This window comes from Candidatus Pantoea gossypiicola (assembly GCF_008632075.1).
GTDB lineage: Bacteria > Pseudomonadota > Gammaproteobacteria > Enterobacterales > Enterobacteriaceae > Pantoea > Pantoea gossypiicola.
In genome coordinates this window covers 23,184-44,821 of sequence record NZ_VWVM01000025.1, presented here as the reverse complement: position 1 = coordinate 44,821, position 21,638 = coordinate 23,184, and the positions used below count along the sequence as shown (strand labels likewise).

25 protein-coding genes, 1 other RNA gene and 1 other annotated feature are annotated in these 21,638 nt (G+C 54.7%); of the genes, 14 read left to right on the top strand and 12 right to left on the bottom strand.

Features of this window, described 5'->3' with window-relative positions:
• Positions 1–131: 131 nt before the first annotated feature.
• Positions 132–995, bottom strand: coding sequence for an acyl-CoA thioesterase II (tesB, locus tag F3I20_RS21630; protein ID WP_013357007.1), 864 nt, complete (start codon positions 993–995; stop codon positions 132–134).
• 190 nt (positions 996–1,185) lie between these two features.
• On the opposite strand from tesB, the gene F3I20_RS21625 reads away from it, so the two are divergent.
• Complete coding sequence (locus F3I20_RS21625; protein WP_033731772.1) at positions 1,186–1,743, top strand: YbaY family lipoprotein; 558 nt, start codon at positions 1,186–1,188, stop codon at positions 1,741–1,743.
• Positions 1,744–1,769: 26 nt separating this feature from the next.
• Here F3I20_RS21625 and F3I20_RS21620 read toward each other — a convergent pair whose 3' ends face one another.
• Positions 1,770–2,090 carry an MGMT family protein gene (locus F3I20_RS21620; protein WP_150015580.1) on the bottom strand — a complete coding sequence of 107 codons (321 nt, stop codon included), beginning with the start codon at positions 2,088–2,090 and terminating at the stop codon, positions 1,770–1,772.
• Positions 2,091–2,276: 186 nt separating this feature from the next.
• On the opposite strand from F3I20_RS21620, the gene ffs reads away from it, so the two are divergent.
• Positions 2,277–2,373, top strand: an RNA gene (gene ffs, locus F3I20_RS21615) — signal recognition particle sRNA small type.
• Positions 2,374–2,507: 134 nt separating this feature from the next.
• Here ffs and hha read toward each other — a convergent pair.
• The 3 genes from hha to F3I20_RS21600 all read right to left on the bottom strand — a co-directional run bounded on the left by hha (position 2,508) and on the right by F3I20_RS21600 (position 3,626).
• A complete protein-coding gene (gene hha, locus F3I20_RS21610; protein WP_003850458.1) occupies positions 2,508–2,723 on the bottom strand; it encodes a hemolysin expression-modulating protein Hha in 216 nt (71 codons plus the stop codon).
• 24 nt (positions 2,724–2,747) lie between these two features.
• A complete protein-coding gene (tomB, locus tag F3I20_RS21605; RefSeq protein WP_013357010.1) occupies positions 2,748–3,125 on the bottom strand; it encodes an Hha toxicity modulator TomB in 378 nt (125 codons plus the stop codon).
• A gap of 147 nt (positions 3,126–3,272) precedes the next feature.
• Complete coding sequence (locus F3I20_RS21600; protein WP_150015579.1) at positions 3,273–3,626, bottom strand: hypothetical protein; 354 nt, start codon at positions 3,624–3,626, stop codon at positions 3,273–3,275.
• A gap of 329 nt (positions 3,627–3,955) precedes the next feature.
• Here F3I20_RS21600 and F3I20_RS21595 point away from each other — a divergent pair, with 329 nt between their 5' ends.
• Genes F3I20_RS21595 through F3I20_RS21585 form a run of 3 tightly spaced genes read left to right on the top strand, consistent with a single transcriptional unit; the run spans position 3,956 to position 6,354 of the window.
• Positions 3,956–4,624, top strand: coding sequence for a metal ABC transporter ATP-binding protein (locus F3I20_RS21595; RefSeq protein WP_150038620.1), 669 nt, complete (start codon positions 3,956–3,958; stop codon positions 4,622–4,624).
• Positions 4,621–5,460: a metal ABC transporter permease gene (locus F3I20_RS21590; RefSeq protein WP_150015577.1), complete on the top strand. Its 840-nt coding sequence runs from the start codon at positions 4,621–4,623 to the stop codon at positions 5,458–5,460. The genes F3I20_RS21595 and F3I20_RS21590 overlap by 4 nt, the downstream gene beginning before the upstream one ends.
• A gap of 15 nt (positions 5,461–5,475) precedes the next feature.
• Positions 5,476–6,354, top strand: a complete 879-nt coding sequence (locus F3I20_RS21585; protein WP_150015576.1) for a metal ABC transporter substrate-binding protein — start codon at positions 5,476–5,478, stop codon at positions 6,352–6,354.
• A gap of 45 nt (positions 6,355–6,399) precedes the next feature.
• Here F3I20_RS21585 and ykgO read toward each other — a convergent pair whose 3' ends face one another.
• The 4 genes from ykgO to F3I20_RS21565 all read right to left on the bottom strand — a co-directional run bounded on the left by ykgO (position 6,400) and on the right by F3I20_RS21565 (position 11,334).
• Entirely contained in the window at positions 6,400–6,540 is a 141-nt protein-coding gene (ykgO, locus tag F3I20_RS21580; protein ID WP_009091664.1) for a type B 50S ribosomal protein L36, read from the bottom strand.
• An 11-nt stretch (positions 6,541–6,551) separates the two neighbouring features.
• Entirely contained in the window at positions 6,552–6,806 is a 255-nt protein-coding gene (locus F3I20_RS21575; protein ID WP_033782196.1) for a type B 50S ribosomal protein L31, read from the bottom strand.
• A 162-nt stretch (positions 6,807–6,968) separates the two neighbouring features.
• Positions 6,969–10,124, bottom strand: a complete 3,156-nt coding sequence (locus tag F3I20_RS21570; RefSeq protein WP_150038618.1) for an efflux RND transporter permease subunit — start codon at positions 10,122–10,124, stop codon at positions 6,969–6,971.
• Between the two features lie 16 nt (positions 10,125–10,140).
• Entirely contained in the window at positions 10,141–11,334 is a 1,194-nt protein-coding gene (locus F3I20_RS21565; RefSeq protein WP_150038616.1) for an efflux RND transporter periplasmic adaptor subunit, read from the bottom strand.
• Positions 11,335–11,476: 142 nt separating this feature from the next.
• On the opposite strand from F3I20_RS21565, the gene acrR reads away from it, so the two are divergent.
• Complete coding sequence (gene acrR, locus F3I20_RS21560) at positions 11,477–12,115, top strand: multidrug efflux transporter transcriptional repressor AcrR (RefSeq protein WP_150015573.1); 639 nt, start codon at positions 11,477–11,479, stop codon at positions 12,113–12,115.
• Here the strand turns inward: acrR and rsmS are convergent.
• From rsmS to priC, 3 genes are read right to left on the bottom strand one after another with little or no spacing between them, the layout of a single operon-like run.
• Entirely contained in the window at positions 12,112–12,264 is a 153-nt protein-coding gene (rsmS, locus tag F3I20_RS21555; RefSeq protein WP_013357018.1) for a pleiotropic regulatory protein RsmS, read from the bottom strand. The genes acrR and rsmS overlap by 4 nt on opposite strands.
• Positions 12,265–12,272: 8 nt before the next feature.
• On the bottom strand, positions 12,273–12,518 hold the full coding sequence (locus F3I20_RS21550; protein ID WP_150015572.1) for a GlsB/YeaQ/YmgE family stress response membrane protein: 246 nt from the start codon (positions 12,516–12,518) through the stop codon (positions 12,273–12,275).
• Positions 12,519–12,575: 57 nt separating this feature from the next.
• Positions 12,576–13,106, bottom strand: coding sequence for a primosomal replication protein PriC (gene priC, locus F3I20_RS21545; RefSeq protein WP_150038614.1), 531 nt, complete (start codon positions 13,104–13,106; stop codon positions 12,576–12,578).
• 57 nt (positions 13,107–13,163) lie between these two features.
• On the opposite strand from priC, the gene F3I20_RS21540 reads away from it, so the two are divergent.
• The 8 genes from F3I20_RS21540 (at position 13,164) to hemH (ending at position 21,635) form a co-directional block, all read left to right on the top strand.
• Positions 13,164–13,553, top strand: a complete 390-nt coding sequence (locus F3I20_RS21540; protein ID WP_150015570.1) for a DUF454 family protein — start codon at positions 13,164–13,166, stop codon at positions 13,551–13,553.
• A 144-nt stretch (positions 13,554–13,697) separates the two neighbouring features.
• On the top strand, positions 13,698–14,249 hold the full coding sequence (gene apt / locus F3I20_RS21535; RefSeq protein ID WP_013357022.1) for an adenine phosphoribosyltransferase: 552 nt from the start codon (positions 13,698–13,700) through the stop codon (positions 14,247–14,249).
• Between the two features lie 158 nt (positions 14,250–14,407).
• Positions 14,408–16,486, top strand: a complete 2,079-nt coding sequence (gene dnaX / locus F3I20_RS21530) for a DNA polymerase III subunit gamma/tau (RefSeq protein WP_150038612.1) — start codon at positions 14,408–14,410, stop codon at positions 16,484–16,486.
• Positions 15,828–15,889: a sequence feature (DnaX frameshifting element), on the top strand. Its footprint overlaps the gene before it by 62 nt.
• A gap of 55 nt (positions 16,487–16,541) precedes the next feature.
• The gene (locus F3I20_RS21525; RefSeq protein WP_009091641.1) at positions 16,542–16,874 is read left to right on the top strand and encodes a YbaB/EbfC family nucleoid-associated protein; all 333 of its coding nucleotides are present in this window, start codon (positions 16,542–16,544) and stop codon (positions 16,872–16,874) included.
• A complete protein-coding gene (gene recR, locus F3I20_RS21520; RefSeq protein ID WP_003850420.1) occupies positions 16,874–17,479 on the top strand; it encodes a recombination mediator RecR in 606 nt (201 codons plus the stop codon). Before F3I20_RS21525 ends, recR begins: the two co-directional genes overlap by 1 nt.
• Before the next feature lie 97 nt (positions 17,480–17,576).
• Positions 17,577–19,451 carry a molecular chaperone HtpG gene (gene htpG, locus F3I20_RS21515; protein ID WP_150015567.1) on the top strand — a complete coding sequence of 625 codons (1,875 nt, stop codon included), beginning with the start codon at positions 17,577–17,579 and terminating at the stop codon, positions 19,449–19,451.
• Positions 19,452–19,917: 466 nt separating this feature from the next.
• A complete protein-coding gene (adk, locus tag F3I20_RS21510) occupies positions 19,918–20,562 on the top strand; it encodes an adenylate kinase (protein ID WP_150015566.1) in 645 nt (214 codons plus the stop codon).
• Positions 20,563–20,675: 113 nt separating this feature from the next.
• Positions 20,676–21,635 carry a ferrochelatase gene (hemH, locus tag F3I20_RS21505; protein ID WP_150038610.1) on the top strand — a complete coding sequence of 320 codons (960 nt, stop codon included), beginning with the start codon at positions 20,676–20,678 and terminating at the stop codon, positions 21,633–21,635.
• Positions 21,636–21,638 lie beyond the last annotated feature (3 nt).

Genomic DNA, 21,638 nt, shown 5'->3' with positions numbered 1-21,638 from the left:
AGCATGAAGTTGAAGATAAACAACTGTCGCTTCATGAGGTGTGAAGAGAGGGCTCTAAGAGTCCGAACTTAGTACGCCCCTATGGGGCGGAAAACAAAGCCGCCTTCTATGAAGGCGGATTTTTACTTTCTTTATTCGCTGCGCTGGCGCATTACCCCTTCCTGAACGGTTGAGGCCACCAGCACACCCTGCTGATTGTAGAACTCGCCACGGACAAAACCGCGTGCCCCAGAAGCTGAGGTACTGACCACGCTGTAGAGCAGCCATTCAGTGAAGTCGAATGGGCGATGGAACCACATAGAGTGGTCGATCGTGGCGACCTGCATATCCGGCTCTAAAAAGCCTTTACCGTGCGGCTGCAGCGCGACCGGCAGGAAGTTGAGGTCGGACGCATAGCCGAGCAGGTACTGATGGATTCGCAGGTCATCGGGCAGGGGGCCGGTGGCACGGATCCAGACCTGACGCTCCGGTTTATCCACATGTCCACGAAGCGGGTTATGGATCTGCACCGGGCGAATCTCCAGCGGACGTTCAGCAATGAATTTTTCACGTAACTTTTCTGGCAGCAGATGCGCCATTTTTTGCGCCATCGCCTGTTCGGTTAACAGGTTCTCCGGTCCCGCCACCTGCGGCATCGGGTTCTGATGCTCAAATCCGCTTTCCGGTGACTGAAAAGAGGCCGTCATATAAAAAATCGGCTGACCATTCTGAATGGCGCTGACCCTGCGTGCGCTGAAACTTTTGCCATCACGCAGCGTTTCAACATCATAGATAATCGCTTTCTGGCTATCGCCGGGCCGCAAAAAATAGCTGTGAAATGAATGAATAATGCGATCTTCCGCGACGGTTTGCTTTGCGGCATAGAGTGCCTGACCTACCACCTGACCGCCAAACACCTGGCGCAGCCCCAGATCTTCGCTCTGGCCGCGATATAAACCCTCTTCCAGTTTTTCCAGATTCAATAAATTCAGCAGATTTTGCAGTGCCTGACTCATGGCGCATTCCTCAATATAGTGACCCGCTCAGTGTGAAAGAGCGGACCAGTTGACGTCAATCAGACTTTCCGCTTTGCCTGTGCCAGGCAAAATTTCATTTTTGTGCCAGTATTAAGCACATACGGCGAGTGAAGCGCTGTAAGCAGGATTCGCTGCCGACAATCATTTTGATCAAATGGAGACGACATCAATGAAACTCAGGCATGTGTTCAGTGGGGTAGTTATTGCGGTTGCTGTTGCGGGATGTGCCGACAAGAGTAAACCAGTGCCAACACCAACGCTGGGTTCTGCAGTTGCAGGACAGACGGCCGCAATTGCGCAGCCAAACGTAAGTGGCTCGGTCTTTATCCGCCAGCGCATTGCGCTGCCACCGGATGCGGTATTAACCGTTACGCTTTCCGATGCCTCTGTATCCGACGCCCCATCAAAAGTGCTGTCGCAGCGCGTGGTGCGTACTGAAGGCAAACAGGCACCGTTCCAGTTTGTATTACCGTTTAACCCGGCCGACATTCAGCCCAACGCGCGCATTCTGTTAAGCGCAGCCATCTCCATCGACGGCAAGCTGGCCTTTGTTACTGAAGGCGTGAAGCCGGTTATCAACCAGGGCGGCACCAAAGCTGAACTGCTGCTGGTACCGGTACCGTCAGTAGCGATGCCAACCCAGCCGGGCGCAGCGACGACGGTTCCGTCGACTTCACCCACTCAGGTGACGCCATCTGCTGCGGTTCCTGCCCCAACCCGTATTTAATTTATCGGGGCGACGTTGTCGCCCCTTCATCCTGCCTGAAATTGCCAGCGACAGGTCGCAAGATTGAGTTGCCCGTCATCACTGACCTCTATACCTTCCGCTTCCAGTGCATCCCGCTGCCGCATCAGACGGTCGCCCTGTAGTGAAATGTTGCCGTGACGATTGACAACGCGGTGCCAGGGGAGGGTAGTGCCTTCGGGTAACCGGCTCAGCACGCCGCCCACCTGACGTGCCGCGCGCGGGGAACCCGCCAGTCGCGCCACGTCGCCATAGGTCGCGACGTGCCCATAGGGAATGGCGGCAACAATTTGCCAGATGCGTTGCTGGAAAGAGTCAGGCTGATCCATGTGCTTATTTCGTCTGCTTTTTTCATCAGGAATAGGGTTTAACTTTAGCATGGAGAGGGTGAGGAGACAGTATCAGCACGGCGGTTGTTCAAGAAAACAACGGTTGTCCCGACTACGCTTGCAATTGCCACCTCCTTCCCAGATAATGCCCCCGCTCTCGTAAAGAGGGCTTGTCAATGGGGGCCCTGTTGGTTCTCCCGCAATGCTAGCTTGTGAACTCGGTCAGATCCGGAAGGAAGCAGCCGCAGCAGGTGACGCGTGTGCCGGGATGTAGCTGGCAGGGCCCCCACCATTTTCTCCTTCCCACTATCTCTTCTCCATAAACTGCAGACAGGCAAAACCCGCCCGGGCCGATCCTTTGCCGGCAGGCAGGAATATCTGGTACTAAGAAGAGATTAACCGTAGCAGCAAGTCAGATTAACGGACAAATTTCCATACTGAACCTGGGACTTTATCGTAGAGCTTGTTCATCGTCAGTTCAGCCAGACGATGGTCAGCTGCAGAGTAAAATACCGCTAATTCATCCTCGGGTAATTCATACTTATTTTTTTCAATGACCCTTTCCAGGGTATCCAGAGAGCGGCAACGCCGCAGTCGCATCAAATAATCAGTTTTAGTCAGGGTTTTGTTCATAAATAAACCGTTCTCATGTCTGTACTATAATGAATGGCTTGGTTGCTGCAGAAAAGCGCACTCTTCAGTGAACAGATTAAATAAGCGTTTTGCTGAACGTTGCCACCGTTGAAGATCCGGACTATTGATACCATAGTTGCTGAATAGCATAAAAGTATCATCAAGATATTCATCGATTTGCGAAATCAGCGCTTCATCTTCAACGTGCTTAATTTTGTAATTCATGGTGAAAGAGGCAATGTGTTCGATCAAATCGTTAAGCTGCAGATTGCTTTCAGAAGTGGGGTCATTCACCCAGCCGTGATGGCTGTCGGTTAATGTTGCCATGCTGTCGTCAAACAGGCTCTCACACAGATATTTAAGCTGGGCAATATCATGCCGTTTCGGTGAGTATTCGTCCATCTTTTTCCCCTCCATAGCTAGCACAGTTGCCGCAGGGCGGCGATATTGGATAACGCGGCCAGGAAGCGATTATTCGGGCAGTTATTAAACGGGATACCTTAAAGATAGTGTAAAACCATTAGTTCTGCTCACCTCCATTACTAAATATTACAATTCATCGCCAGGGGAGGGCTGCTGATTGTCGATCACATCAAACTCAAGTGCTCCGGGCTTAATGTGAAAGTTTACCTGCTCAGACTGCGTTACGGTTTCATTTAGATCCAGACAGGGACTAAATAAATTCCAGTCAAAATCGTAAAGTAATTTAAAACTATTCATATCCAGGTATTCAACCGAAACCATTTTTAAACTGCCTGGAACTAACTGTGCGTTCTGTGAGTACCAGCGTAAATCTCCCACCAGCAAATCTGTTATTTTGAGAATATTCCGCTGAACAATCTCTGCTATTTTTGCGCAGTCTGATTCGCCCTGGGCAATATCACATTCAATACGTGACAGCATATCCGATCCACTAATAACCGTTAATAAACCTATCATTGGTTTTCTGCAACTGCTTTGCAAGCCAGCAGAGCACAAAACTGTCAGAATCTGCGCGTCAGCAGGCGACTGTACCTGCCAGCATCCTGCCGTAAGTCCCGTTGCTGTTTATCTTTTGATACACAATCCCGCGTTTCCCTGACGGGAATATCCGGTATCTTGTTTGTTATGTTATAACATATTGGTGAAGCGATGCGTCAGAGTGGATTACTTATGTCATTGGGGGGGCGGCTAAGTGTAGCCGTGCTATTCATCGCGCTGCTTGCCGTAGCTATAAAATGGGGGATCAGCGCATGATCCGGTTCAATACGCTTCGTGCTGGCTATCAGGGACAGAGCGTGACCCCGCCGGTTACCGGGCAGCTTGCAGCTGGCTCAATGACAGCCTTAGTCGGTGCTAACGGCAGTGGCAAATCAACCCTGCTGAAAACCATTGCGGGTTTGTTGCCACCGATAACCGGACATTGTGAATTGCAGATTCCGCGTCGGGAAATCGGCTGGATGCCGCAGCGTACAGAACTTGAAACCCGTTTTCCCCTGACCGTATTTGAACTGGTCTCAATAGGCTGCTGGCCTCGCTGCGGCTGGTTTGGCGGTGTTAACCGGGTATTACGCCGGGAAATCTGGCAGGCGCTGGAGGCCGTTCAGATGGGGGATTATGCAGATGCGCAGCCCGCGACTTTATCAGGCGGACAACTTCAGCGCGTATTGTTTGCACGGCTGATGTTGCAGCGCAGCCAGCTCTGGCTGCTGGATGAGCCTTTCAACGGCATTGACAGCAAGACCGTGACATTACTGATGTCGATCCTTGAGCAACAACAGCAGGCCGGCACAACCCTGCTGGTGGTGCTGCACGATCGTCCGCTGGTGGCGCGCTACTTCAGTAACGTGATGTCGATGGATGACAGTGAGGTCAGCTGCATCAGCCAGCCTGCTATCCCTTTGCGGAGTTGTGCGCCGTGACCCTGATGCAGCCTTTTATTGAGTTTGGTTTTATGCGTCGCGCGCTGGTGGCCTGCTTTGCACTGGCGGTCAGCGCTACGCCACTCGGCGTATTCCTTTCGCTGCGCCGGATGAGCCTGATTGGTGATGCCTTATCACATGCAGTGCTGCCCGGTGCCGCTATTGGCTATCTGATTTCCGGCCTGTCACTGGTTGCGATGGGGATCGGTGGCCTGATCGCCGGTTTAGCCGTGGCGCTGCTTTCTGGTGCGGTCAGTCGCTATACGCCCCTGAAAGAGGATGCCAGTTTTGCCGGGTTCTATCTTGGCTCCCTGGCGCTGGGCGTCACGCTGGTTTCACTGCGCGGCTCAAGCGTGGATCTGCTGCACGTTCTGTTTGGCTCGCTGCTGGCGGTGGATAACGCCGCGCTGCTGCTGGTCGGCGGCATCGCTGCCTTCACGCTGATTCTGCTGGCGATCATCTATCGACCGCTGGTCATCGACGCATTTGACGGTGACTTTCTGCGGGCGCAGGGGAAATGGAGCGCGCCACTGGTGCATGGTCTGTTTTTAATGCTGGTGGTGCTGAATCTGGTCGCGGGCTTTCAGGTGCTGGGCACGCTGATGTCGGTAGGACTGATGATGCTGCCTGCCGCCAGCGCCCGTTTCTGGAGCCGTCATCTTGCCGTAATGCTGGTGGTTGCCATTTTCATGGCAATGATCTCAGCGCTGGCGGGACTGATGCTCTCCTGGCACTTTTCATTACCGGCTGGCCCCGCTGTGGTGCTGAGCGCCGCCATGCTGTTTTTTCTCTCCATTCTTGCAGGGCCGTGCGGCGGGATTTTGCGCCGCCATTAATCTTAAGGGGTATCTATGAAGAAATTACCGGTTAGCCTGGCGCTCGCGGCGCTGTTTGCCACGCCTTTTGCGATGGCAAAAACGGTGGATGTGGTGGCCAGCTTTACCGTGCTGGCAGACATCGTTAAGCAGGTCGGCGGCGACCATGTCAACGTGAAAAGCCTGGTGGGGCCGAATGGCGATCCTCATACGTTTGAACCCACGCCACAGGACAGTCAGGCACTGGCGAAGGCCGATCTGGTTTTTGTCAGTGGACTGGGACTGGAAGGGTGGATGGATCGGCTGGTCAGCGCCTCCGGATATCGCGGCCAGCCCGTTGTGGCCTCGGCGGGCGTCACCACCCGCAGCATGGAGGAGGAGGGCAAAACCGTTACCGATCCTCACGCCTGGAACAGCATGCAGAACGGCGTTATCTATGCCACTAACGTAATGAATGCGCTGGTCAAAGCCGATCCTGAAGATGCCGCGGCCATTCGTCAGCGTGGTCAGAATTACATTCAACAACTGGAGGCGCTGGATAGCTGGGCAAAAACAGCCTTTGATGCTGTGCCTGTCGACAAGCGGAAAGTGCTGACCAGCCATGATGCGTTTGGTTACTTTGGACAGCGCTATGGCGTGACGTTTCTTGCGCCGGTAGGGTTCTCTACTGAAGCGGAAGCGAGTGCCAGTGACGTGGGTAGCTTAATCAACCAATTAAAGCAGCAGCATATCAATCGCTATTTCATCGAGAACCAGACTGACCCGCGCCTGGTAAAACAGATTGCCAGCGCCACCGGAGCCGAGCCGGGTGGGGAACTCTATCCGGAAGCGTTATCCACGGCCTCTGGTCCGGCAGCCACTTATCAGGCGGCCTTTAGACATAACGTGAATACCATGCTGAAGAGCATGCGCTAAGCATAAAAAAGGCCGGGCAAGCCCGGCCAGTCATCACGACACACACTAGCGTTTTTTCTTTCTTCCCTGTACGGCTTTAAAGCGTGGATTTGTTTTACAGATCACGTAAATCCGTCCCTTGCGGCGCACTACTCTGCAATCCCGATGACGATTTTTTGCTGAGCGCAGCGAACTCAAAACCTGCATGAATCTTTTCCTTATTTACGGCCCAGAAAGCGCCCAAAACGCTGATTAAAGCGCGCGGTGCTGCCCTCTTTGGCGAAATCTTTCTGTTTGCCGGTATAGAAAACGTGTGAGGCCGACGACACATCCAGCGTGACGTAGGGCAGCGTTTCACCTTCAAACTCTACGGTGCGATCGGTTTTGATGGTCGAACCGATTTTGAAATAAACGTCAGCTGATGTGTCATGGAAGACCACGTGACGATAGTGAGGATGGATATTTGCTTTCATAATGCCTGCCTATGTAATGTTATAATATAACATTATTATGCGCCGCACTGACCAGGATTGCAACGGGCAGTAAGTCAGTAAAAATGAAGAGTGAATAAATGAGAAGGACAGAATCGCAGGCATAAAAAAAGGCCGCGCAAGCGGCCTCAGATAATTTATAGCTTAGTGAGTCTGGTCAGCCTCAACCGGATGACTTTTGGATGATTCGTCTTTTTTCTTGCCAAAGCGGCGGCGCACCACCACAAAGAACACAGGAACGAAGAAGATCGCCAGTATAGTCGCGGTGACCATGCCCCCGATAACGCCAGTACCTACGGCGTTTTGCGAACCGGAACCGGCACCGGTACTGATCGCCAGTGGCAGTACCCCGAGAATAAACGCCAGCGACGTCATCAGGATAGGACGCAGACGCATACGACAAGCTTCCAGCGCTGCTTCAAACAGCCCTTTACCCTCTTTATCCATCAAATCCTTGGCAAATTCGACGATAAGGATGGCGTTCTTGGTCGAGAGGCCGATGGTTGTCAGTAACCCCACCACGAAGTAGACGTCATTACTCAGGCCACGCAGCGTGGTAAAGATCAGCGCACCGATGACCCCGAGTGGAACAACCAGCATGACCGAGAAGGGAATCGACCAGCTCTCGTACAGTGCAGCAAGACACAGGAAGACGACAATCAGCGAGATGGCATAGAGCGCAGGTGCCTGGTTGCCTGACAGACGTTCCTGATAGGACATGCCAGTCCAGTCATAGCCGATGCCCGCAGGCAGCTTCGCCGCCAGCTCTTCCATCAGGTCCATTGCTGCACCGGAGCTTTTGCCTGGTGCGGCCTGTCCCAGAATTTCCATCGCAGGCAGACCGTTGTAACGTTCAAGACGCGGTGAACCATATTGCCACTTCGCTGACGAGAAGGCCGAGAAGGGCACCATAGTTCCACTGCTGTTACGCACATACCATTTACCAATGTCGTCCGGCAGCATACGGGAGTCCGCATTACCCATGACGTAAACTTTCTTCACACGACCACGGTCGATAAAGTCGTTTACGTAGGAGCCGCCCCAGGAGGCTGCCAGCGTGGTATTGATATCACTCAGTGATACGCCCAGCGCCTGCGCTTTTTCCTGGTCGATAGTCAGTTTGTACTGCGGGGTGTCTTCCATCCCGTTAGGGCGAACACCCACCAGCGTATCAGGATGCTGCGCAATCATACCGAACAGCTGATTACGTGCTTCCGTCAGCTTATCGTGGCCGAGGTTGTTCTGATCGATCAGCTCAAAGTCAAAGCCGGTCGCGTTACCCAGTTCGATAATCGCTGGCAGGTTGAACGGAATGACCATCGCATCTTTGATCGCGCCCAGTGCCTGCATGGCACGGCCAGCAATCGCCGGAACTTTCATGTCGCTGCCGGTTCGCTCATCCCATGGCTTAAGGCTGACAAAGGCGATACCGGTGTTCTGTCCACGACCGGCAAAGCCGAAGCCGTTAACGGTGAACACCGATTTAACCGTGTCTTTCTCCTGCGTCAGAAAGTAATCCGTTACCTGATCCAACACTTTCTGCGTACGTTCCTGGGTTGCACCGGCTGGCAGCTGTGCCTGAGCCAGCAGCAGACCCTGATCCTCTTCCGGTAAGAATGAAGAGGGCAGTCGCATAAACAGAAACGCCATACCGACCACGATCACCAGGTAGATCACCATATAGCGACCCGTACTGCGAATCATGTGACCGACGCTGTCGACATAGTGATTGGTGCTCTTATCGAACATCCGGTTGAACCAGCCGAAGAAACCAGTGGTTTTGCCGTGCTCGCCTTTTTTAACCGGCTTCAGCATGGTGGCGCAGAGCGCAGGTGTCAGAATAAAGGCGACCAGCACCGACAGCGCCATCGCTGAAACGATAGTGATTGAGAACTGACGATAAATAACGCCAGTCGAACCACCAAAGAACGCCATCGGAATAAATACGGCAGCAAGCACCAGCGCGATACCGACCAGCGCGCCCTGAATCTGCTCCATGGAACGCTTGGTGGCTTCTTTTGGCGGCAATCCTTCTTCCGCCATGACGCGCTCGACGTTCTCGACTACCACGATGGCATCATCCACCAGCAAGCCGATGGCCAGCACCATCCCGAACATCGTCAGGGTATTTATCGAATAACCAAACGCGCTGATAACGGCAAACGTACCCAGCAATACCACGGGCACGGCGATGGTAGGAATCAGCGTGGCGCGGAAGTTTTGCAGGAACAGGTACATGACCAGGAACACCAGCACAATGGCTTCGATCAGCGTTTTCACTACTTCGAAAATCGAGATCTTAACGAACGGTGTGGTGTCATACGGATAGACCACTTTTAACCCGGCCGGGAACGTTGGCTGCAATTTGGCCAGTTCGGCTTTTACTGCATTAGCGGTATCCAGCGCATTCGCACCGGTGGCCAGCTTGATACCAATACCGGATGCAGGCTTGCCGTTATAACGGGCAATAATTTCGTAGTTTTCTGCGCCGAGCTCAATTCTGGCCACATCACGCAGACGAACCTGAGAACCATCCTCGTTCACTTTGAGCAGAATTTTACCGAACTCATCCGTTGAGGTCAGACGGGTTTGGGCAATGATTGAGGCGTTAAGCTGCTGGCCCGGAACCGGAGGCGTACCGCCCAACTGACCGGCAGCGACCTGGGTGTTCTGAGTATTCAGCGCGCTGATCACATCGACCGGTGTCAGGTTGTAGTTGTTCAGCTTGTGCGGATCCATCCAGATACGCATCGCGTACTGCGCACCGAATACCTGGGTATCACCCACGCCTTTGGTACGGCTGATAGGATCTTTGATGGACGATGAAATGAAATCAGAAATATCATTCTGCGTCATATTGTCATCGTCGCTGATGAAGCCCGCAACCATCAGGAAGCTACTGGAGGATTTTTTAACCTGAATCCCCTGTTGCTGCACTTCCTGCGGCAGCAGCGGCGTCGCCAGTTGCAGTTTGTTCTGCACCTGAACCTGTGCGATGTCCGCATCTGTACCTGACTCAAAAGAGATAGTCAGGGTCAGCGTACCGGATGAGTCGCTGCTCGAGGACATATACATCAGTCCATCGATACCGTTCATGTTCTGCTCAATGACCTGCGTCACCGAGTCCTGCAGCGTTTTTGCATCCGCACCAGGGTAGGTCGCCTGAATCTCAATCGCCGGCGGCGCAACATTGGGATATTGCTCGATCGGAAGTTTGAGAATCGATAGCGCACCGACCAGCATGATGATGATGGCGAGCACCCACGCAAAGATGGGGCGATCGATAAAGAACTTAGCCATGAATCAACGGCTCCTGTTATGACGATGACTTGTCAGACTGCGGCTTTGAATCGGGTGCCGCTTTCGCATCGTCTGAGACTTCTTGTGGAATAACCTGTGCGCCCGGCTTGGCACGCTGCAGACCAGTGCTGATCACACGTTCGCCTGCTTTAACGCCGTCGGTCACTAACCACTTGTCACCGATCGCCTGAGAGGTGGTGACCTGACGTGATTCGACTTTGTTATCTGCACCCACGACCATTACGGTTGCCTGACCCGTTGGCGTGCGGGTGACTGCCTGTTGCGGCACCAGCAATGCATTCGGGTTGATCCCCTCATCCAGACGCGCACGAACAAACATGCCCGGTAACAGCGTGTGGTTCGGGTTCGGAACAATGGCGCGCAGGGTGATGGAGCCGGTGGTTTCATCAACGGTCACGTCAGAGAACTCCAGCGTACCGGTCTGTGCATAGCTGCTGCCATTCTGCATCAGCAGCGTCACGTTGGCTTTTCCATCGTTCTGCTTCAGCTGACCCGATTCCAGTTCTGAACGTAAGCGCATGAAATCTTCGCTCGACTGGGTCACGTCGACATACATGGGATCAAGCTGTTGCACAGTAGCCAGCGCAGTGGTTTGTGCGCTTTGGACCAGAGCACCTTCGGTAACAGAGGATTTACCGATGCGGCCACTGATAGGCGAGGTCACTTTGGTGTAGGCCAGGTTAATACGGGCCGTTTCAACATTGGCTTTTGCTACCTGCACGGCAGCATCGTTTTGCGCGGCAGTGGCAACGGCGGTGTCGTAATCCTGCTGACTGATATATTTAGTGCCGAGCAGCGGTTTATAGCGCTTGACGGTCAGCTGAGCGATGCGAGCATTCGCCTGCGCCTGGGTTAAATCCCCTTTCGCGCTGTCGTAAGCGGCCTGATAGGTCGCGGGGTCGATCTGATAAAGAGACTGACCTGCTTTGACATCACTGCCTTCAACGAAATTACGCTTCAGAATGATACCGGAAACCTGCGGACGGACTTCAGCCACACGATAGGCTGAGGTACGGCCTGGTAGTTCAGTCGAAATTTTCAGGGGTTCAGTTTTCAGGGTCACGACACCCACAGCTGGCGGTTGCTGGGCGGCTTGTTCGGATTTATTGTTGTCACATCCTGTTAACAAAAAGCTGCCTGATAGCATCAGGACGGCCGCCAGAGGCGATAATCCTCTGATTTTATTCATAAATAAACCTCTAGTGTCCGATATCAATTGGTCAATGGATCACAAACTGAAAAACCCATTGCTGTGTCAAGTCGCAGGTCGTGCTATGGTACATACATTCACAAATGTATGTAAACTTACCTGTTTGTAAAAAAAGCCCCCTATGGCACGAAAAACCAAAGCGCAAGCACTTGAAACGCGGCATCAAATTCTTGATGCCGCCCTTGTTCTGTTTTCGCAACAGGGCGTCTCAGCCACGTCTCTGGCCGATATTGCCACCGCTGCCAGTGTCACGCGCGGGGCAATCTACTGGCACTTCAAAAACAAAGCCGATCTCTTACATGAAATATGGCTTCGTTGTGATGCCGGTCTGGACGATGTGGAACTTGAGTATCAGACAAAATACCCTGGCGATCCACTCTCAGTGTTGCGCGCAATGCTGGTCTATATCTTTGAAGCGACAGCAAAGGATCCTCAGCGCCGCGCCTTAATGGAGATCATTTTCCATAAATGCGAATTTGTTGGCGAAATGGCGGCGATGAAGAGTATGCAGCAGAGCCTGTTGCTGGAGTGCTACGACAAAATCGAAGATGTCCTGCGTCAGTGCATTGAAGCCGGACAACTTCCAGGCAGTCTCAGTACGCGTCAGGCCGCACTTATCCTGCGTGGTTACGTTAATGGCATGATGGAAAGCTGGCTGTTTGCGCCCGAAAGTTTTGACTTAGCCGCTGACGCGCCAACGCTGGTCAATGCCTTTATTGATATGTTGCGTCTTAGTCCGACGCTGACTGCTCAGCGCTAAGCAGGTTGCCCATCGCGCTTGTTCTCGAAATCGCGCTGCACCATGGCCAGAGCTGAGAGCACCGTTTCAACGGGCAGTTGATGCTCTTCCAGAAGCTGAATCAGATCCACTGCCAGTTTGACGTCGTCAGGGGCGTTTTCCAGTGACATCTTTTCTCCTAAATACGTAAGCGGGCGGCGACCAGCAGCATCAACACTGTGCCGAGAATGGCCATACCCAGCGCGCCAGCATGCAACGTTGCCAGCGAGCCCAGTTCAAAATAGGTGGCGATATAGCCGCCAATCAGTGCGCCGATTATCGACAGCGTCAGGGTCGCCATCAGGCCGCCGGGTCGTCCCGGCATCAGCAGACGCTTCAGCAATCCCAGTAGCAGCCCGCATAGCAGCCAGCTCAGTAAGCCCATTTTTCGTCTCCGCGCTGAATTACACCCAGTATAGAAGCGCTTTTGTCACGCTGCGCTTTATTCGGCGTTTTCACTGCCGCGCAATGACGAGGCCCACTCAACTGAGCGAATCGCCTGTCGACAGCGTGCCAGTCGTCCCTCTAACGTTTCCAGATCCTGCTTAAGCTGATGCTGCACCGCCAGAGTTTCAGCGAGCGCCAGCCGCTGCTCACGCTGGTCGATCATCGCCAGTAAACGCCGTTCAAATTCACGGTACTCCTGATATCTGGTCGCGCGTGGGTTCTTTACTGGCTGTTCGCGTCGGGTACGCAACTGTTGGGTGCTCGCCTCGCGTTGCAGGGCGGCAATCTGATCGACCAGGCGTTCAGCCAGCCAGGCACTGCGGGCCAGGTCATGGCTACTGTCGCACAACCGGGCGAAGTTCTGCTCCACCTCCTGCAGATAATCCGCCAGTCGCGTGCCTTTGGTCTGAAATAGCTGCGTATCAAAACGTGGCAGACGGCAAACGCCATCGGGATGGCGGGCAATCTCCTGACGCAGGGCGACAAGGAGCTGGTGCAGCCGCTGTTGTACAGCGATCGCACTCATCGTCTGGCCCTGAGTTGTGCTAACGTACGCGGATGAGGAAAGAGCTGGGCGAGATTCATGCAACGCATTCTGTTAATAACCCTCGGCTGGCTGGCCATTGTGCTGGGGACGCTGGGCATTGTATTACCTTTATTACCCACCACGCCATTCATGCTGCTGGCGGCCTGGTGTTTTGCCCGTTCATCGCCGCGTTTCCATCACTGGCTGCTGTGGAAATCGCCGTTTGGCCGCTATCTGCGTCACTGGCAACAGCATCGCGCCATGCCGCCGGGTGCTAAAGTGCGCGCTATCTGCCTGATTGTCGCCACCTTTAGTCTCTCACTTTTTCTGGTGCATCAGCTCTGGGTTCGCATCATGCTGTTGATCATGCTGGCGGCGCTGCTGCTGTTTATGTGGCGTATTCCGGTGGTGGCAGAAACAGCGGACGCACCGCCGCCGCCGCGATAAAGTTGCATTTAGCCGGTCATTTGCTTAGATTTGGGCGTCTTCGTGCGTGGCTTCCCTTTGTGAATTGACTTCCGCTGAGCCTTTTACCAGGTATTAGCGCTTTTGAAGCTGCGCGAAACAGAATTTTTTACCAGGCGTATCATTATGACCGACACTGCGCAGCAGCTTGAATTCATTAAAAACAGCATTAAAAGTATCCCCGATTATCCTAAGCCAGGCATCCTGTTCCGCGATGTCACCAGCCTGCTGGAAGATCCGAAAGCCTACGCCGCGTCGATTGCGCTGCTGGTTGAGCGTTACCGTAATAAAGGCATCACCAAAGTCGTGGGCACGGAAGCGCGCGGTTTTCTGTTTGGTGCACCCGTGGCATTAGGTCTGGGTGTCGGTTTTGTTCCGGTTCGTAAGCCTGGCAAACTGCCGCGTGAGGTTTACAGTGAATCCTATGAGCTGGAATACGGCACCGATAAGCTGGAATTGCACAAAGATGCCATCCAGCCAGGCGATCTGGTGCTGGTGGTTGACGATCTGCTGGCGACCGGCGGGACCATTGAAGCGACTGTTAAACTGATTCGCCGTGCTGGCGGTGAAGTGAAAGACGCAGCCTTCATTATTAACCTGTTCGATCTGACCGGAGAATCACGTCTTAATGCCCTGGGTGTTGAGAGCTACAGCCTGGTTAAATTCCCCGGCCACTAAGCCACGCTTTTGGCCTTGCCACCCGGCGAGGCCGTCACGCCTCTGGTGTCAAGATAACGAGTGCCAGCCAAAAGCGTAGCTGATAGACTACTGCAATCTTATACAGGGGTTGCAGAGCGTCTGCGCTCATCTTTCCATCCAACTTCGTCGAACTCCACATGAGCTATCAGGTACTTGCGCGAAAATGGCGTCCCCAGGCTTTTGCTGATGTTGTCGGTCAGGAACATGTTCTGACGGCGCTGGCGAATGGATTGTCTCTGGGACGCATCCATCATGCTTATCTCTTCTCCGGCACCCGCGGCGTAGGGAAAACCACCATTGCGCGTCTGCTGGCCAAAGGCCTTAACTGCGAAACCGGCATCACTGCCACACCCTGTGGTCAGTGCGATAATTGCCGTGAAATTGAGCAGGGCCGTTTTGTCGATCTGATTGAGATTGACGCCGCATCACGTACCAAAGTTGAAGACACCCGCGATCTGCTCGACAACGTGCAGTACGCGCCGGCGCGTGGCCGTTTCAAAGTCTATCTGATCGATGAAGTACACATGCTGTCGCGTCACAGCTTTAATGCGCTGTTAAAGACGCTGGAAGAGCCACCTTCACACGTTAAATTCCTGCTGGCGACCACCGATCCGCAGAAACTGCCAGTGACCATTCTCTCGCGCTGCCTGCAGTTCCACCTCAAAGCGCTGGATGTTGATCAAATCCGTCAGCAGCTTGAACATGTGCTGAAGCAGGAACAGATTGAGAGCGAAACCCGGGCGCTGCAGCTGCTGGCGCGCGCCGCCGATGGCAGTATGCGCGATGCGCTGAGCCTTACCGATCAGGCGATTGCCATGGGGCAGGGCGCAGTGACCAGCAGCACGGTCAGCGTCATGCTCGGCACGCTGGATGATGAGCAGCCGCTGGGGCTGCTGGAGGCGCTGGTTGACGGTGACGGTCAGCAGGTGATGAACCTGCTGAGCCAGGCCGCCTCACGCGGGGTAGAATGGGAGGCGTTGCTGGTGGAGATGCTGCGCCTGCTGCACCAGATTGCGATGGTGCAACTGCTGCCGGCCTCGCTCAACGACGATGACGAAAGCAATGCGATCCGGCTGCGTGAACTGGCCCGCGTGGTGCCGCCCGCCGATCTGCAGCTCTATTATCAGACCCTGCTGATGGGCCGCAAGGATCTGCCGATTGCGCCCGATCGCCGCATGGGTGTTGAGATGACGCTGCTGCGCGCCCTGGCGTTTCATCCTAAAGCGGCGGTGGCAGAACCCATTGCGCGTCCCGCGTTAACGGAACAGATGGCACCGGTTGCTCCGGCGCAGACGTCACCGGCACCATCCGGTCCTGCGCCGGTAGCACGACACACGGCAGCACAGCCAGCTACATCGTCACCTGCTCAGTCAAGATCGCCCGTAGCGCAGCAGCCTCAGCAGCCGATACCTGCGCCGCAACAGCAGGTTGCCGCTCAGCCACAGATGGCCGCGCCCGACCCGGCTCCGCAGCCTGCGCCGCCATCGGATGCATCGCCTGACAGGGCACTCTCCAGCTCCACCAGCCAGCTCCTGCAGGCGCGCACGCAGTTGCTGCGTCAGGGAGCGAACAAACCAAAAAAGAGTGAGCCGGCGGCGCCAGGTGCGCGGCCGGCCAACTCCGCGCTGGAGCGGCTGGCCTCGGTTACCGAGCGCAGTCAGCAGCGTATCCGCGATCGTGAGCCGGCCGCTCCGGTAAAAGAGGAAGCATACCGCTGGAAAGCGGTTAATCAGCCGGTTGAAGTCGCGGAACCGGTGGCGACGCCTAAGGCCTTGCGTTCCGCACTGGAGCATGAGAAAACCCCTGAGCTGGCGGCGCGCCTGGCGGAAGAAGCGCAGCAGCGCGATCCCTGGGCCGCAGAGATTGCAACCCTGCCGCTGCCGAAGCTGGTGCAGCAGCTGGCGTTAAATGCCTGGAAAGAGACAACCGAAAATGGCGTCTGCCTGCATCTGCGCAGCAGCCAGCGTCACCTTAATTCACCGTCGGCGCAGCAGGTGTTAAGCGATGTGCTTAGCCAGAGTGCCGGGCAGAAAGTTGAACTCTCTGTCGTTGAAGACGATAATTCATCGGTGTTGACGCCACTGGAGTGGCGTCAGGCCATTTACGAAGAGAAACTGGCGCAGGCGCGTCAGTCGATCACCTGTGATACCCACATTCAGACGCTGCAGCGATTTTTTGATGCCGATCTGGATGAGGAGAGTATCCGACCTGTTTAGACACGCTGCTGCTATCGTAACGATAGCGTTGTAGCCTCAGCTGAGAGAGAAAACTATGTTTGGTGGTAAAGGCGGATTGGGCAACCTGATGAAACAGGCCCAGCAGATGCAGGACAAAATGGCCAAAGTTCAGGAAGAGATCGCCGCGCTTGAAGTGACCGGTGAGTCCGGTGCTGGCCTGGTAAAAGTCACCATTAACGGCGCGCACAACTGCCGTCGCGTGGAAATCGATCCCAGCCTGCTGGAAGATGACAAAGACATGCTGGAAGATCTGGTTGCCGCCGCGTTCAACGATGCCGCACGTCGCATTGATGAAACCCAGAAAGAGAAGATGGCGTCTGTCTCCTCAGGCATGCAGCTGCCACCTGGCTTTAAGATGCCGTTCTGATGCAAACCAGTCCACTGCTTGAATCATTGATGGAGTCGCTGCGCTGTCTGCCTGGCGTTGGGCCGAAGTCGGCACAGCGCATGGCTTTTCAGCTGCTGCAGCGCGATCGCAGCGGTGGCATGCGGCTGGCGCAGGCGCTGACCCGCGCGATGTCGGAGATCGGACACTGTGCCGACTGCCGGACATTTACCGAGCAGGAAATTTGCACCATCTGCGCCAATCCACGGCGTCAGCAGAATGGTCAAATCTGCGTGGTGGAAAGCCCGGCAGATATCCACGCCATTGAGCAAACCGGCCAGTTTGGCGGTCGCTACTTTGTGCTGATGGGGCATCTTTCGCCGCTCGACGGCATCGGTCCGGCGGATATCGGTCTGGACCGTCTGGAGCAGCGACTGGAGAGTGAAACCCTGCAGGAAGTGATCCTCGCGACCAACCCGACGGTAGAAGGCGAGGCAACCGCCAACTACATCGCGGAGCTCTGTGGCCAGTATGGCGTTGACGCCAGCCGTATCGCGCATGGTGTGCCGGTTGGCGGAGAGCTTGAGATGGTGGATGGCACCACGCTGTCCCATTCACTGGCGGGCCGCCAGAAGTTTAAATTTTAATCACTTGCCGGTGTTGTGACAGACACCGGCTTGAAATTCCTCCTGTCATCCCCACATCAACCTCAACGTTTGTTCAACCTGTTTTGTTGAGGTAGCAATGACCATGAAAGGACAAGAGACCCGTGGCTTTCAGTCGGAAGTAAAACAACTTCTGCACCTGATGATCCATTCTCTCTATTCAAACAAAGAGATTTTCCTGCGTGAGCTGATCTCCAACGCCTCCGATGCGGCAGACAAACTGCGCTTCCGTGCGCTGTCAGACTCCAGCCTGTATGAAGGTGATGGCGAGCTGCGTGTTCGTCTCTCTGTTGATAAGGACAACCGTACCCTCACGCTCAGTGATAACGGCATCGGTATGCGTCGCGATGAGGTCATTGAGAATCTCGGGACTATCGCCAAATCAGGCACCAAATCTTTCCTGGAATCTCTCGGCTCCGATCAGGCGAAAGACAGCCAGCTGATCGGTCAGTTCGGTGTCGGTTTCTACTCTGCCTTTATCGTGGCGGACAAAGTCACAGTGCGTACCCGTGCTGCTGGCGCATCAGCCGATGAAGGCGTGTTCTGGGAATCCGCGGGCGAGGGCGAATATACCCTGGCTGAGATCGAGAAAGCCGATCGCGGTACTGAGATCACCCTGCATCTGCGCGAAGGCGAGGATGAGTTCCTGGACGCATGGCGCGTGCGCAGCATCATCAGCAAGTATTCCGATCACATCGCGCTGCCGGTTGAGATCGAGAGCAAAGATGAAGAGGGTGAAGGAACGCACTGGGAGAAAATCAACAAAGCCCAGGCGCTGTGGACCCGCAACAAGTCTGAGATCAGCGACGACGAGTACAACGAGTTCTACAAGCATATCGCTCATGACTACAGCGATCCTGTCGCCTGGAGCCACAATCGGGTGGAAGGTAAGCAGGAGTACACCAGCCTGCTCTACATTCCGGCGCGTGCGCCATTCGATATGTGGAATCGCGATCAGAAGCATGGCCTGAAACTCTACGTGCAGCGCGTCTTTATCATGGATGACGCTGAGCAGTTTATGCCGAACTACCTGCGCTTTGTGCGTGGTCTGATTGACTCAAACGATCTGCCGCTGAACGTCTCCCGTGAGATTCTGCAGGACAGCCGCGTGACCCAGAGCCTGCGTGCTGCGCTGACGAAGCGTACCCTGCAAATGCTGGAAAGACTGGCGAAAGAGGATAACGAGAAATACCAGACCTTCTGGAATGAGTTTGGTCTGGTGCTGAAAGAAGGTCCGGCGGAAGATAACGCCAACCAGGAAACCATTGCAAAACTGCTGCGCTTCGCCACCACTCAGAGCGAAGGTTCAGCACAGACCATTTCGCTGGAAGACTACGTCAGCCGCATGGTGGAAGGTCAGGAGAAGATTTACTACATCACTGCTGACAGCTATGCCGCTGCGAAGAGCAGCCCGCATCTGGAGCTGTTCCGCAAGAAAGGTATTGAGGTGCTGCTGCTCTCCGATCGCATTGACGAATGGATGATGAGCTACCTCACTGAGTTCGACGGTAAAACCTTCCAGTCGGTCAGCAAAGCGGATGAGTCGCTGAGCAAGCTGGCGGATGAAGAGACCGAAGAGCAGAAAGAGGCGGAAAAAGCGCTGGAGCCGTTTGTTGAGCGTGTGAAAAATCTGCTGGGCGAACGCGTGAAAGAGGTGCGTCTGACCCATCGTCTGACCGACACGCCAGCGATCGTCACCACCGATGCCAACGAGATGACCACCCAGATGGCGAAGCTGTTCGCGGCGGCCGGACAGGACGTGCCGGAAGTGAAGTACCTGTTTGAAATCAACCCGGATCACCCGCTGGTGAAGCGTGTTGCCGATACGCAGGATGAAACACGCTTTGGTGAGTGGATTGAACTGCTGCTGGATCAGGCGTTGCTGGCCGAGCGCGGCACGCTGGACGATCCTAACCAGTTTATCCGTCGCATGAACCAGCTGCTGACCGCATAAGGGTAACCGGCCGGTGGTTTTCACCGGCCTGTAGTGACAAATGCAGCGCTGGCTCAGGGCGCATACGCCCTACGCAAAGACGTAAAAAGCCGCCATCCCTGGCCCGCGATGCTTTGCTTCAGGCGTATGCTCCCATCGCTTTGACTTTGAAGCTGTCTGTCTGATTCTGTTCAGCATCAATTTCGAGCAGATGAACCCCGTTAAAAGCATAAAGTTTTTCAGCAGTCTGAAGCCGGTGATGATCACCGGCTTTTTTTTATGGCTGTGCGGCATCCCGCCATTTCTGCTCAGCGCAGGCGGTAAATCTGAAAATGCGACAGGCCAGCCAGCCGGGTCGGGTTCAGGTCCATAAAGAGGGTAAAGTCATCCTGAGTGATCCTCGCCCTTCCTTGTGATGAGCGGGTCATAATGGTATGTTCTTCCGCTTCTAAGATAGATCAATGCGATTCGCAAGGGGATTTACGCAATGCGTATTATTCTGCTCGGAGCTCCGGGCGCAGGTAAGGGGACTCAGGCCCAATTCATCATGGAGAAGTACGGCATTCCGCAAATCTCCACTGGCGACATGTTGCGTGCAGCAGTAAAAGCAGGCAGCGAGCTGGGTAACCAGGCGAAAGCCATCATGGATGCTGGCAAACTGGTGACCGATGAGCTGGTGATTGCGCTGGTTAAAGAGCGTATCACTCAGGAAGACTGCAAAAACGGTTTCCTGCTGGACGGTTTCCCGCGCACCATTCCTCAGGCAGATGCAATGAAAGAGGCCGGGATCAACGTTGATTACGTGCTGGAGTTCGCTGTACCGGACGAGCTGATTGTTGAACGTATCGTTGGCCGCCGCGTGCATACGCCTTCTGGCCGCGTCTATCACGTCACCTTTAATCCACCGAAAGTGGAAGGTAAAGATGATGTGACAGGCGAAGAGCTGACCACGCGTAAAGACGATCAGGAAGAGACCGTGCGTAAGCGCCTGGTGGAATACCATCAGATGACCGCGCCGCTGATTGCTTACTACAGCAAAGAAGCCGAAGCGGGCAACACCGCCTATCACAAAATCGACGGCACCCGTAAAGTGACCGAAGTGAGTGCCGAGCTGGCTAAGATCCTCGGCTAAGCTCAATGGGGCCGGTATCACTGGCCCCTTTTGCAGTAATTGCTTTTACCTCCCACTAATTCCGCTACAATTTCCCTGTTTTCACGCATCCCCGTTGTCATCAAGGAACTCAAATGAGGCAAGATAAGCCCGGCGTGTTATTGGTTAATTTAGGTACGCCAGACGCCCCAACCACACCTGCAGTTAAACGCTATCTGAAACAGTTTTTAAGCGATCCGCGCGTGGTCGATGCACCGCGCTGGCTCTGGTGGCCGGTTCTTAATACTGTCATTCTGCCGTTTCGCTCGCCGCGCGTGTCAAAGCTCTACGCATCGGTCTGGATGGAAGGCGGTTCACCGCTGCTGGTCTACAGCAAACGTCAGCGTGACGCTCTGGCAGCACGTGTCGATATGCCCGTCGAACTGGGCATGAGCTACGGCAATCCCAGCCTGAAAAGCGCGGTGGATAAGCTGATGGGGCAGGGCGTCACCCGCCTGATTGTACTGCCACTCTATCCGCAATTCTCCTGCTCTACCGTGGCCGCGGTGTGGGATGGCCTGACCACCGTCTTCAGAGGGTATCGTTCGCTGCCCGATGTGCAGTTTATCCGTGACTACGCCGAACATCCGGCCTATATCGCTGCACTGAAAGCGACGGTAGAGCGCTCGTTTGAGCGGCACGGTCAGCCCGATCTGCTGGTATTGTCGTTCCACGGCATTCCGCAGCGCTTCGCCAACGAAGGTGATGACTATCCGCAGCGCTGTGCCGATACCACGGCGGCACTGGTCAACGCGCTGGGTCTGCGTGAAGATCAGTACATGATGACGTTCCAGTCGCGTTTCGGTCGTGAGCCCTGGCTGATGCCTTATACCGACAAAACGATGGAAGGCCTGCCTGCCAAAGGGATCAAACATGTTCAGGTTATGAGTCCGGGCTTCTCGTCTGACTGCCTGGAAACGCTGGAGGAGATCAGTGGTGAAAACTGCGAAATCTTTATGCATGCCGGCGGTGAGAAGTTTGAGTATATCCCTGCGCTGAACGCCGATGAGGCGCATATCGACATGATGGTGCAACTGGTCGACGCACGCCGTTAAAGC